Origin of the sequence: Phenylobacterium sp. (genome assembly GCF_036263695.1) — a bacterium.
Classification (GTDB): Bacteria; Pseudomonadota; Alphaproteobacteria; order Caulobacterales; family Caulobacteraceae; genus Phenylobacterium.
On record NZ_DATAGM010000359.1, the window covers coordinates 1 to 11,998 of the forward strand.

Here is an 11,998-nt window from a genome sequence, read left to right on the forward strand (position 1 = left end):
GGCGCGACCTGAGCGGGCGCTAACCTTCTGTAACGACGTTTGGTTTTAGGCTCTCCTGGGGTCCAAGCGCGCGAGACGCGCATCGGGGGAAACGAGACCATGGCGCCATCCAGTCGCCCGCCGCGGGGCGCGAAGCCCGCCTCCCATCGGCGGCAGCCAGCGCCCAAGAAGGTGCTGGACGCGCGGGGCATCAACGCCAGCTTGATCTACTCCGAGACGGTCGCCCTGTGCATCACTGACCTGGAGATGCGGATCATCGACGCCAGCCCCCGCTGGCGCGCGGAACGCCGCCTCGAGGAGGCCGAGATCATCGGCCGGACCCTCTACGAGGTGGTGCCCAACACGCTGCGCTGGAAAGAGGTTTATGAGAACAACCTGAAGGGCGAGGAACTGCGGGAGGATCGCGTCCAGCTGCTGCTGCCCGACGGCGCCCGCCGCTGGGTGCGCCCGGAGATCACCCCCTGGCGCGACGCCGAAGGCAAGATCGGCGGCCTGCTGATCCTGACCACCGACATCACCGAGATGGTCGAGGCGCTGGAGGAGGCGAAGCGCTCCGAGGAGCGGCTCAAGCTCGCCCTCGAGATCGGCCAGATGCGAATGTGGGCGCTGGACTTCAAGCGGCGCGAGGCCGCCTTCAGCGGCCAGACGCGGGCCGGCGAGCCCTCCACCTACGACGACCTTAACCGCGACATCTGGCGGGCGGTACACCCGCAGGACCAGCCCGCCGCCCGCGAGGCTTGGCGCCGCCACGTGGAGGGGGGCGGTCCCTATCGGCAGACCTACCGCGAACTGCAGGTGGACGGCCCGCACCGATGGGTCGAGACGGCGGTCGAGGCGGTGAAGGACGACGACGGCCGCGTGTTGCGGGTCGTCGGCGTGATCCGCGACATCGACCACCAGAAGCGGGCCGAGATCGAGTTGGTGAAGGCCAAAGAGGCGGCCGAGGCCGCCAACCGGGCCAAGAGCGAGTTCCTGGCCAATATGAGCCACGAGATCCGAACGCCGCTGAACGGGGTGATGGGCGTGGCCGGCGCCCTGGCCCGCACCCGGCTCGAGCCGCAGCAGGCCGAGATGGTCCAGCTAATCGAAGCCTCGGCCAAGACCCTGGAGGCGCTGCTCAGCGACGTGCTGGACCTGGCGCGGGTCGAGGCTGGTCACATGGAGATCAAGCCCGAGCCGTTCGACCTCACCGCCTCGGTGAACGCCTGCGCCGCCCTGTTCGAGCCTTCCGCCGAGGCCAAGGGGCTGCACTTCCAGGTGGCCATCGCGCCCACGGCCGAGGGCGTCTACCTGGGCGATGCGCCGCGGCTGCGGCAGATCCTGTCCAACCTGCTCGGCAACGCCGTGAAGTTCACCGACCAGGGCCACGTCCAGCTGACCGTCGGCGCGCAAGCCGCCCACGGCGCCGTGGGGCTGACTTTCCAAGTCTGCGACAGCGGCATCGGCTTCGATGAGGAGACCGCCGCGCGGCTGTTCGGCCGCTTCCAGCAGGCCGACGGCTCTATCACCCGCAAGTACGGCGGCACGGGTCTGGGCCTGGCGATTTCCCGCTCTCTGGCCGAAGCCATGGGCGGACAGTTGACCGCGCAGGGCCGTCCCGGCGCCGGGGCGACCTTCACGCTGACGCTGGAGCTGCCGCGCGTCGAAGGCGCCGAGGCCGGCCGGTGCGAGACCGTCGCGTGCCCCGCGCCGGAGGCCGCCGAGATCGGCGCCATGCGCGTGTTGCTGGCCGAGGATCACCCGACCAACCGCCGGCTGGTGGAGCTGATCCTGGGCTCCGCCGGCGTCGAGCTGACCTGCGTCGAGAACGGCGCGGAGGCCGTCGAGACAGCCCAGAGGGCGGAGTTCGACCTGATCCTGATGGACATGCAGATGCCGGTGATGGACGGGCTGACCGCCATTCGCCGGATCCGCGCCCTGGAGGCCGCGGGCGGCCGCGTCCGCACGCCGATCTACAGCCTGACGGCCAACGCCATGCCAGAGCACGCCCGCGCCTCGGCCGAGGCCGGCGCCGACGGTCACCTCTCGAAGCCGATCACCGCAGACGCCCTGCTGGCCAAGGCCGAAGAGGGTTGGGAGCTGTCGCTGGCGCGCCGCCGGGCGGGGCCGGCGCAGAGGGCGGAGAGCGCCTAGCTAGAGCGGCGCGCCCGCGAGGCAGCGCTCGAACTCCACGCGGTCGTGGGCGCAGATCATGCGCACGCCGGCCCCCGTGTCGAGCGACAGCTCGCGCAGCCGCGCCTGGTTGCCGAGCCGCGCACCGCGGTCGACCTCCATCATCGTCTGGTATGCAGCGAGCCCCGGGGTGCATCGCCGGTCCGGCCGGCGCACCTCGTCCCGGAAGAAATAGGCGTCGCCGGCGTGCAGCAGCCAGCCGCCGCCGGTGTCGATCGCAATGCCCGCGTGGCCGAAGGTGTGTCCGACCAGCGGGATCATCAGGATCTCCGGCGGCAGGCCGTCGAGCTGGCGCACCGCGTCGAAGCCGAACCAGCGCTCGCCCGCGGCCTGGTAGCGGCGCCAGGTACGGACATCGTCAAACTGCATCGGCCGGTAGCGGTTGCGGGCGACGAAGCCGCGGCGAGGGCCCTCGGCCGCCGCCAGCTCGGCATCCATGACGTGGATGGCGGCCTCCGGAAAGTCCTCCAGACCGCCCGCATGATCGAAATCGAGATGGGTGATGAGGATGTGCCGTACGTCGCGCGCCGAGTAGCCCAGCGCCTCGATCTGGCGGATCGCCGTTTCCTCTTCGCGCAGCCGGATGTTGAGCAGCGCCTTGAAGGGGCGGCTCAGCCGGGGATACGGCTGGCGCACATCCTGCAGCCCGTAGCCGGTGTCCACCAATACCAGACCTGCTGCGGTTTCGATCAGCAGGCAGTGGCACACGAGCCGAGCCAGCGGGCCCTTGCTCACGCCGTCCATGAGCGCCCCGCCCATTGGGCAGTCGGTCCCGCAGTTGAGGTGATGCACCCGCATGACCAGCTCGGAACCGACGCCGTGCAGGCGGGTTCCTGCGCCTCACAAACGACAGGCCTCGCCGCCGCTTCCCTTACGTCAAGTTGGCCAGCCGATTTATGCACGCAAAAAACCGTGACGCCCGGCCGTCGCAAACGGCGGCTATAAGGACAGGCGAGGGGGCGGTGCGAGGACGTCGCATTGACCGGGAGAGCCCCATGACCCAGTTGATCACGGTGAAGCCGGTTCAGGGCGGATGGTCGGTCGAAGCCGGCCTGAACGCCTATCCTCTGGTCTTCCTGTCCGGAGGCCACGCGGAGCGCAAGGCGCGCCAGCTGGCCCAGGTGGTCGCCGCTCAGGGCTACGACGCCGAAGTGCGCATCCACGACCGACAGAGCGCGCCGGTGGGCTCGTTCCTCTACCGGGCGGAGCTGCACTAGCGCCCGCCCAACCTGGCCGTGAAATCGGGTGGGAGACGGCAACCTTGCGGGCCGTGTAGAGGTTGCCACCGCGAGGCGGCGGACGCGCCGCCGCGTTTCCCTTCAGTCGCTTAAGGAGACGGCCGTGGCCATCGAACTCCCTCCCCTGCCCTATGAGCCTCACGAGCTGGAGCCGCACGTCTCGTCCGACACCCTGGGCTTCCACCACGGCAAGCACCACAAGGCCTACGTCGACAAGACCAACCAGCTGATCGCCGGCACCGACCTTCAGGACGCCGACCTGGAGACGATCATCGTCCGCGCCCGGCAGAAGGGCGACCAGACGCTGCTGAACCAGTCAGGCCAGGCCTGGAACCACGACTTCTTCTGGCGCTGCATGACGCCGGAGAAACCGCCGCTCGAGGGCCGGCTGGCCGAGCTGATCCAGCGTGACTTCGGCGGCGTCGACGGGTTCAAGGAGGCCTTCAAGAAGGAGGGCGTCGGCCACTTCGCGTCGGGCTGGGCCTGGCTGGTGGTCAAGGACGGCAAGCTGGTGGTCACCAGCTACCACGACGGCGATGCGCCCGTGGGTCAGGGCGTCCACCCGCTGCTGACCTGCGATGTCTGGGAACACGCCTACTATCTGGACTACCAGAACGACCGCGGCGGGTTCCTCGACGCCTTCCTGAACCACCTGGTCAACTGGCGGTTCGCCGCCCGGATGCTCGACCGGGCCAACATCCAGCAGGCGGCCTAAGTCGGTGGAGCGTGTCCGGGCGGCGAAACCGCTCACAGTTTCGCCTGACGCGCTCTAGCCCCTCCACTCGGCGAGGACCGCGCCGGTCGCCGCATCGACGAAGGCCACCCGATCGACGCTGGCGGCGATGAGGCAGGCGGGGGGCTCGCCGGGCAGGGCGTGGCAGCGGATCGCCGGCCCCTGCTCGAACGGCGTCACCCGACCGTCTAGCACCAGGTTGTAGGGCGCCGCCCCCGTCGGCGGCGGCGCCTTGCGCGTGATGCGGTACGGCCGGTCTCGCCGCTGCAGCGCCCGCGAGCCGCCGGGCTGGAAGAACACCGCCAGTCCGACCCGAGGCGGCGCGACCGCACCGGTCTCGGCTTGCGCCGGTTCGGCTGCCGGCGTCGGCGCGTCGGCGGGCGCCGGGGCGCAGGTCGGGGAAGCCAGCGGTAGCGGGTCGATCCAGAAGCCCTCCACCGCCTCGAAGGCCCCGTCCGGCGCGACCGCGGCGACCAGCGGCGTGTCCTCCCAGCTCTGCGGTCGGGCGGTGAGCGTCACCGCCTGCTGGACGGTGTCGTAAGTGTAGGTGAGGGGCGCGCCAGCCGCGGCGCCCAGCGCTTCGGGGCAGCGGATCGGCAGGGTGACCTGGAAGCGCCGCCCCGGGATCGCCGGCGGCCGCTCGCCGGGGGTCAGCGGCGGCAGCAGCGCGGCCTCGACCGCCGCGACCAGGGCCTCGCGCGTCAGGGCGTCGGCGGCCGGCGCGGGCTGCGGCGGAGCAGGCGCGGGAGCCGGCGGCAAAGGCGCCGGCTCGGGCTCGTCCGGGCGCGCGAGCCAGATGGCAAGGCCGGCGAGGGCCAGCAGGGCGAAGGAGGCGGCGAGCCAGGCGAGACGACGGCGCAGCGCGCTGCGGTCGGGCAGGGCCATGGGCGCACGATAGCAGAAGGATCGCGCAGCGGCGCCCCCACATCGAGCCTTGACGGCGCCCGCTTTCGCCGTTCGATGGCGCGATGAGCTTCGACCAGGTCGCCGCACTCTTCGTGCTGGTCGCGGTGATCGCGGCCCTGGTCTGGGGCAAGGTGCGGTCGGACGTGGTCGCGCTCACCGGGGCGGCGGCCCTGCTGGCGACCGGGACGATCCGGCCGGTGGAGGTGCAGTCGGCCTTCGCGAGCCCGGCGCTGATCGCCCTCGCCGCCCTGTTCGTGATCGCCTACGCCATGGAGCTGTCGGGGCTGCTCGACTTCTTCATCCGCAAGGGCACGGCGCTTTGCCGGCGGCTCGGCGCGGCGGGCCTGTGGCTGGTGATCCTGTTCTGCGGCGCCGCCTCGGCCTTCCTGAACAATACCCCCATCGTCGTGCTTTCGGCGCCGGTGGTGCGCGACGTGGCGATCTCCATGAAGCTGTCGCCGCGCCGGTTCCTGATACCACTGTCCTACGCGGCGGTGCTCGGCGGCTGCTGCACGCTGATCGGCACCTCCACCAACCTGCTGGTCAACGACATGGCCCGGGCCGCCGGCCAGCCGACCTTCGCCGTGTTCGAGATCTCCGGCGTCGGGCTCATCGTCGCGCTGACCGGCGGCGCCTTCCTCTTCCTGGTGGGCGGGCGGCTGCTGGACCGCCTGACGCCGACGTCGGGGCCCGGACCCGAGCTCGACGCCGAGATGTTGGAAGGCGCAGACAGCGGCAGCGTCGGCCACGCGGAGGTGTTTAGTCAGCGCCGGCCGCTCAAGCCCGTGAAGGCGCTGCTCTCGCTGGCGGTGTTCGTGGGCGTGGTGGTCGCCGCGACCTTCGGCTGGGCGCCGATCGCCGCCTCGGCGTTCGCGGGCGCGGTGCTGCTGATCCTGCTGCGGGTGATCAGCGCCGAGGAGGCGTACGCGGGGCTGCGGCCCGAGATCCTGCTGCTGATCGCCGGCATGGTGGTGATCGGCCTGTCGCTGGAAGTGACGGGACTGGCGGCGGCCGCCACGGACGGGCTGGTCTCCTGGGTGCGTCCGCTGGGGCCGCTGGGCGCGCTGGTGATCCTCTACGGCGTCACCCTGTTCCTCACCGAGGCGCTGTCCAACGCCACCGTGGCGGTGCTGGTGACGCCGGTGGCCGTGGCCCTGGGCGAGAGCCTGGGCGTCGATCCCCGGCCGTTCATCGTGGCGGTGATGATCGCCGCCAGCGCCGCCTTCGCCACGCCCTTCGGCTATCAGACCAACGTGCTCGTCTACCAACTGGGCGGCTACAGCTACACCGACTTCCTCAAGGTCGGGCTGCCGCTGAACCTGATCACCTGGGCCGCGGCGATCATCGCCATCCCGGTGTTCTTTCCGTTCTAGCTTCCGACTCCGTCAGCCTTCCCAGATCCCCCGCTCGCCCTCCGTCCGCTCGACCCAGTCGTCGAGGACCTGCAGGATCTGCTCGGCGGGGGCGCAGCCGCGGGTGACGACGCCGTAGGCGCCGGCCTCGTTGGGACCGCCGACCAGGGTGGGGAAGCCGGTCACCCCGGCGTTCTGGCTCAGCGCATAGTCGCCCCAGGTCTCGCGCATCAACGCCTCGTCGGAGAGGGCCTGCAGCACGCCCTCGGGCGGCAGTCCGAACTCGGCGGCGAGCTCGGCGAGGACGGGATAGGAGGTCACGTCGCGCGCCTCGGCGTAGAAGGCCCGCTGCACCCGGTGCAGGAAGGCCATGGCCCGGTCCGGCAGCAGCCGGCGGACCAGCACCACCGCCCGGGCGGCCGGGTCGGTGTCGTAGATGAACCGCTCGGTCAGCACCCGTTCGTCGAACGGCTGGCCGGTCGCCTCGCCCACGTGGGCCCAGTGCTGCAGGATCTCGGCGCGGGCCTGCTCGGTCATCGGTCGGTCCGTGCCGGGGCGCAGGCCGCCCATCACCAGCTGGATCGGCAGCCGCTCGCCGAACCGCTCGGCGACCTCGTCCATCACCGGCGCGAAGCCGTAGCACCACGAGCACATGGGATCGGAGAAGTAGATGAGATGGCGTCCGCGCATGCTAGCCTCCTCGCATCTCAGTCTAGACCGGTTCGCCGCCGAGGGCGCGAGTTTCAGGAGCTGCCGATGGGCCGATGGGTCATGATCCTGCTGGCGGTGATGGTCGTCGCCGCCATCGTGGGCTTCGTCGTGGACGCGGTGCGGATCCTGGCGGGCCTGGCCTTCGTGGCCGCCCTGGTGCTGCTGGTCGGCCAGTGGCTGATGAAGAAGGCCGGCCGCCGGGGCTAGCCCTCGACGAGGATCAGGAACACCGCCTCCTGCACCCGGTCGGCGGCGTTGCCGCCCGGTTCGACCGACCATTCGCCGGCGTGGCCGCCGAGGTCCGGCAGGTCGGCCAGCAGGGTGCGGACATAGGCCGCCTTCAGCGCAAAGTTGACGTTCTGCGGCAGCTCCTCGCCCATCCGGGTGAGGCCGCTGGTGACGATGCCCACCACCTTGCCCGACTGGTCGACCACCGGCCCGCCGCTGTTGCCGCCGTGCACGGGGGTGGAGATCTGCAGGAAGCGGGGATCGTCGGGCCGGCCGGTCGCGCGCCCGGCGTTGGCGTTCACCTCTCCGCCGGTGGCCTTGATCGCCACGCCCAGCCGGTCCGGAGCCGGATAGCCCAGGGCCACGATGCTGGCGCCCAGCGGCGCGGGCTGGGCGGCCAGGCCCAGGATGCGGCGGGCCGGCCCGTCCAGCCTGGGCTTCAGCACCGCCACGTCGTTCGCCGCGTCCGAGGCGACCAGTTCGGCGGCGCCCACCCGCTTGCCGTTCTGCAGCAGCGTGAAGCGCGTCCCGCCCTCCACCACGTGGGCGGCGGTGACCAGGTAGCCCTTGGGGCCCAGCCAGGCGGTGCCCGTGCCGGTGGCCTGGGCCGCCCGCTGCGTCGCCTGGGCGACGCCCGGCGCGCAGGCGGCGGCGAGCACGGCGGCGGCGGTGGAGCCGGGCAGTACGGGCGTCGGCCGCAACTGTTCCCGCGGCGTCCTCTCGGTGCTGATCAGCTTGCCTTCCATGTCGTAGTAGTCAGTCGCCACCGCAGCCCACTGCCGACCCTCGCAGTCGTAGAGGTGGGATCCAATGGTCTGGGTGTACGCCTCGCCGGTTGGCAGGGGCTCGAGCACCGTTCCCACCCGTTTGACCAGCGCCAGGACGACGCCCGGCTGCATCAGGACCACCCCGTCCTCCAGCAGGTAGTGGTCGACCTGCGAGCCCGCCGGGCCGACGCGATTCCAAACCTCCGCGCCCCTGATCGGGATCGCTGGCGTCAGCGCCGCCCGCCGGGCCGCCACGCCGCAGATCACCTTGCGCACCAGCTCGCCGGGCGAGCCGGGGACGACCGTCAGCGGCGTGGGCGGGTATTCCTCGACGGCTACGGTCCGGCCGGCGGCGTCCACCCGCACCGACGACAGGGCGACGAAGGTGTCGCCGGCGCACTCGTCGAGGCGGCGCATCCGCGCCTCGACGAAGCTGACGCCGCCGTGGGTCTGGGTCTTGGGCCAGGCCTGCCGGTAGACCGAGTAGACTTGGCCGTTCTCCCGCACGATGACGCTGGCCATGTCGATGTCGAAGCGGATCCCGTCGCTGGTCGTGCCGACGTGGACCCACGACTCGCGCCCGTAGTCGCGGGCGGGGCGGCCCTCCTGGGCCAAGGCCTGTCCGCCGAGGCCGAGCATCAGCGCGAGGGACAGGATCAGGCGGCGCATCAGCCTTCCTCCCCGGCGTCCGCGACCAGCAGGAAGACCGCGCCCTGCAGCAGCTCGGCCGGGTTCTGCCCCGGCGCCAGCGTCCACTCCCCGCCGTGGCCGCCGGCGTCCGGCAGCTCCAGCAGCATGTTGCGCACATAGCCGGCCTTCAGCGCGTAGTTGACGTTCTGCGCCAGCTCGTCCTCGCTCAAGACGTTCATCTTGGTGACGACGATGCCGACCACCTGGCCAGCGCGGTTCAGCACCGGCCCGCCGCTGTTGCCCGAGTGGGTCTGGGCCGAGATCTGCAGCAGGCGGGCGTCGGCCGCCTGGTTCTCCGACACCCCCGACAGCGCGTTGACCTCGCCCGAGGTCGCCTTGATCGAGAGGCCCAGCACGTCCGGCGCGGGATATCCGAGCGACAGGATCGGCTCGCCCAGCACCGCCGGCCCGGAGGCCAGCGCGAGCACCCGGCGGGGCGGTCCGTCGATCTTCGGCTTCAGCACGGCCACGTCGTTGGCCGGGTCGTCCAGCACCAGCTCGGCCGAGCCGACCGGCTTGCCGTTCTGGTAGAGGGTGAAGCGGCGGGCGCCTTCGATCACGTGGCTGGCGGTGACCAGGTAGCCCTTCGGCCCCAGCCAGGCGGTGCCGGTGCTGATAGCGGCCTGGCGCCGGTCGCCCACCTGCCGCGCCACGCCGGCGCGGCAGCTGTTGCGCCAAAGAACGTCCACCGGCGAGGTCGGGGCGCCCTTCGAGGTCTTCAGCGTCTCCGGCGCGTGGCTGAAGGTGTAGATCAGCTGGCCGGCGCGGTCGTAGTAGTCGGAAGCGAGGATGGCGTACTCCCCGGTCTCGCAGTCCACCAGGAAGGCGCTGACGACGGACCGGTACGGTTCGCCGGTGGTCAAGGGTGGCGCGGTCAGGGAATCTTGCCGGACCACAGCCATGACCTTGCCCTCGCCAAGGTCGATCACCGCATCGTCCAGGCTGAAGTGGTCGGTCTGGATCTTTTGGTCCTGGCCCAGCAGGGTCCAGGAGAGTTCGCCGGTTTTAGGCAGGGGGACCGCCGGCTTCATCGCCGCCCGCCTGGCGTCGATGGCGCACACCATGTCGTGGTAGAGGCCCGCCGCGGTGCCCGGCTTGGCCGGCGCGGTACGCGCGCGGTCGGAGCCGTCGTCGCGCGAAACGACCGCGCCCCTGGCGTCAAAGCTGGTGGCCCCGACCATGCTGAAGGTCTGGTTCGCGCAGTCGTCGAGGCGCTGGAAGTGGACCTGCACCCACGTCCTATCGCCGGTCCTCTGCGGCTTGCGAGCGACCCAGCGCATGGTCGAGGCGACATGGCCGCCCTGGCGCACGACGCTGCCCAGGTCGATCTCGTATCTTACCCCGTCGTGCTCGCCGACCGGCTTCCAGGCCTGCGCCGACGCAGCGCCGCCAAGACCCAGCGCCAAGACCAATGCGCAGACGAAAGCGCGCATCGTCGTCTCCCCCAACCTTCCCACGCGCGATAGTAGACCGCTGAAAGAAAACCACAACTCACGGACAAGCTCAGCGCGAGGAGCCGCTCGCCGGGCAGGCGAGGGGGCCTCGCCCGGCCGGGTCGATAACGCGGCTGTTATGTCCGGCGCGGTTGCGCCGTCGGCGCCGCCGCCCCAGGTGGAGAGCTTCGCCACAATCGAAGAGCCGGAGACCGGATGCCGCACGCCGACAGCCTGATCATGACGCTCGTCGGCGGCTTCGTGCTCGCCTTCGTGTTCGGGATGGCGGCCAACCGGCTGAAGCTCTCGCCCCTGGTGGGCTATCTGCTGGCCGGCGTCGCGGTGGGTCCGTTCACCCCCGGCTATGTGGCCGACACCGAGCTCGCGCCCCAACTGGCCGAGATCGGGGTCATCCTGCTGATGTTCGGCGTCGGCCTGCACTTCTCGCCTCAGGACCTGATGAAGGTCCGCAAGCTGGCCCTGCCTGGGGCCTTGGTGCAGATCGGCGCCGCGACTCTGCTGGGTTGGGGCCTGGGGCGCCTGATGGGTCTGCCCGACGTAGAGGCCGCGCTGCTGGGCTTCGCGCTCTCGGTGGCGTCTACCGTGGTGCTGATCCGCGCGCTCGAGGAGCGCAAGCAGATGAAGTCCGAGATCGGCAAGATCGCGGTCGGCTGGCTGATCGTCGAGGACTTGGTGATCGTCGTCGCCCTGGTGCTGCTGCCGCTGCTGGCCGGCGCGGGGCAGGCTAACGGGACGGGGCTGGCGGTCCAGCTGGTCTGGACGTTGGTCAAGGTAGCCGCCTTTGTCGCCCTGATGCTGGTGGTCGGCGGGCGCGTGCTGCCCTGGCTGCTGGTGAAGATCGCCCACACCCGGTCGCGCGAGCTGTTCACCCTGGGCGTGCTGGCGATCGCGCTCGGCATCGCCTGGCTCGCCTACGAGGTGTTCGGCGCCTCGTTCGCGTTGGGCGCCTTCGTGGCCGGGCTGGTGCTCAACGGCTCGCCGCTGGGCCACAGCGCGGCCGAGCGGGCCATCCCCCTGCGCGACGCCTTCGCGGTGCTGTTTTTCGTCTCGGTGGGGATGCTGTTCGACCCCACTATCCTGTGGCGCGAGCCGCTGGCGGTGACCGCGGTGCTGGCCATCGTCCTGCTCGGCAAGTCGATCGCGGCTCTGATCATCACCGCCGCCTTCCGTCTCGACCGGGCCACCAGCCTGACCGTCGCCGCCAGCCTCGCGCAGGTGGGCGAGTTCTCCTTCATCCTGGCCGGGCTCTCCGTCTCGCTGGGCGCGATGAGCCGCGGGACCCACGACCTGATCCTGGCGGCGGCCCTGCTCTCCATCACCCTCAACCCGCTTGTGTTCGCGCTGGCGGACCGGCTGGGCGGCCGGGCGAGGCAGAACGCCGCCGCCCCAGGCTGAGCCGTCGACAGCGGCGGCGGATCACCGGACAACCGGCGCAATAACTCTGCGTCGGGTCTTCGCCACATGCTCAACTGGATTTACGCGGCCCTGGGCGAGGCCTGGGGACCGCTGCGTCTCTTCAACTCCTTCTTCTTCCTGGCCGGCATCGGCTTTGCGGCCTGCGCCCTTGTCACCTGGACGGTGCTGCCGAAGCTGTGGGGGCGGCTGCCCACCGACCGGGGTCGCGCCCACGCCGTCAACGCCGAACTCAGCGTCGGCAAGCCGGTCGCCGCCGGGCTGATCTTCATCTCCATCTTCTGCCTCGCCGCGCTGATCTTCGTGCCGCTGACCTCGCGGGCGCTGCTCACCG

At 71.0% G+C, this 11,998-nt stretch carries 12 protein-coding genes; 7 read left to right on the forward strand and 5 right to left on the reverse strand.

From position 1 onward, the window contains the following. Window positions 1-99: 99 nt before the first annotated feature. A complete protein-coding gene (locus tag VHK87_RS14640; protein ID WP_329635626.1) occupies window positions 100-2,133 on the forward strand; it encodes a PAS domain-containing hybrid sensor histidine kinase/response regulator in 2,034 nt (677 codons plus the stop codon). Here the strand turns inward: VHK87_RS14640 and VHK87_RS14645 are convergent, their stop codons facing one another. Then, a complete protein-coding gene (locus tag VHK87_RS14645) occupies window positions 2,134-2,916 on the reverse strand; it encodes an MBL fold metallo-hydrolase (protein WP_329635627.1) in 783 nt (260 codons plus the stop codon). A 251-nt stretch (window positions 2,917-3,167) separates the two neighbouring features. Here VHK87_RS14645 and VHK87_RS14650 point away from each other — a divergent pair, with 251 nt between their 5' ends. Both VHK87_RS14650 and VHK87_RS14655 read left to right on the forward strand, forming a co-directional pair. Continuing rightward, entirely contained in the window at window positions 3,168-3,389 is a 222-nt protein-coding gene (locus VHK87_RS14650) for a hypothetical protein (RefSeq protein ID WP_329635628.1), read from the forward strand. A 124-nt stretch (window positions 3,390-3,513) separates the two neighbouring features. Further along, on the forward strand, window positions 3,514-4,125 hold the full coding sequence (locus VHK87_RS14655; protein WP_329635629.1) for a superoxide dismutase: 612 nt from the start codon (window positions 3,514-3,516) through the stop codon (window positions 4,123-4,125). Between the two features lie 54 nt (window positions 4,126-4,179). Here VHK87_RS14655 and VHK87_RS14660 read toward each other — a convergent pair whose 3' ends face one another. Next, a complete protein-coding gene (locus tag VHK87_RS14660; RefSeq protein ID WP_329635630.1) occupies window positions 4,180-5,028 on the reverse strand; it encodes a hypothetical protein in 849 nt (282 codons plus the stop codon). 83 nt (window positions 5,029-5,111) lie between these two features. Between VHK87_RS14660 and VHK87_RS14665 the strand changes: the two genes are divergently transcribed. Continuing rightward, window positions 5,112-6,422 (forward strand): SLC13 family permease, encoded by a 1,311-nt coding sequence (locus VHK87_RS14665; RefSeq protein ID WP_329635631.1) that lies wholly within the window; start codon window positions 5,112-5,114, stop codon window positions 6,420-6,422. 12 nt (window positions 6,423-6,434) lie between these two features. Here VHK87_RS14665 and VHK87_RS14670 read toward each other — a convergent pair whose 3' ends face one another. Continuing rightward, window positions 6,435-7,091: a DsbA family protein gene (locus VHK87_RS14670; RefSeq protein ID WP_329635632.1), complete on the reverse strand. Its 657-nt coding sequence runs from the start codon at window positions 7,089-7,091 to the stop codon at window positions 6,435-6,437. Between the two features lie 66 nt (window positions 7,092-7,157). Between VHK87_RS14670 and VHK87_RS14675 the strand changes: the two genes are divergently transcribed. Continuing rightward, window positions 7,158-7,319 carry a hypothetical protein gene (locus tag VHK87_RS14675; RefSeq protein WP_329635633.1) on the forward strand — a complete coding sequence of 54 codons (162 nt, stop codon included), beginning with the start codon at window positions 7,158-7,160 and terminating at the stop codon, window positions 7,317-7,319. On the opposite strand, the gene VHK87_RS14680 is transcribed toward VHK87_RS14675, so the two are convergent. Next, window positions 7,316-8,776, reverse strand: coding sequence for a serine protease (locus VHK87_RS14680; protein WP_329635634.1), 1,461 nt, complete (start codon window positions 8,774-8,776; stop codon window positions 7,316-7,318). The two genes, VHK87_RS14675 and VHK87_RS14680, sit on opposite strands and share 4 nt — an antisense overlap. Further along, window positions 8,776-10,230 carry a serine protease gene (locus VHK87_RS14685; protein WP_329635635.1) on the reverse strand — a complete coding sequence of 485 codons (1,455 nt, stop codon included), beginning with the start codon at window positions 10,228-10,230 and terminating at the stop codon, window positions 8,776-8,778. Before VHK87_RS14685 ends, VHK87_RS14680 begins: the two co-directional genes overlap by 1 nt. A gap of 216 nt (window positions 10,231-10,446) precedes the next feature. Between VHK87_RS14685 and VHK87_RS14690 the strand changes: the two genes are divergently transcribed. Both VHK87_RS14690 and VHK87_RS14695 read left to right on the forward strand, forming a co-directional pair. Beyond that, a complete protein-coding gene (locus VHK87_RS14690; protein WP_329635636.1) occupies window positions 10,447-11,646 on the forward strand; it encodes a cation:proton antiporter in 1,200 nt (399 codons plus the stop codon). A 66-nt stretch (window positions 11,647-11,712) separates the two neighbouring features. Then, window positions 11,713-11,998: hypothetical protein (locus tag VHK87_RS14695; protein WP_329635637.1), on the forward strand; the 286-nt coding region annotated here is incomplete at its 3' end.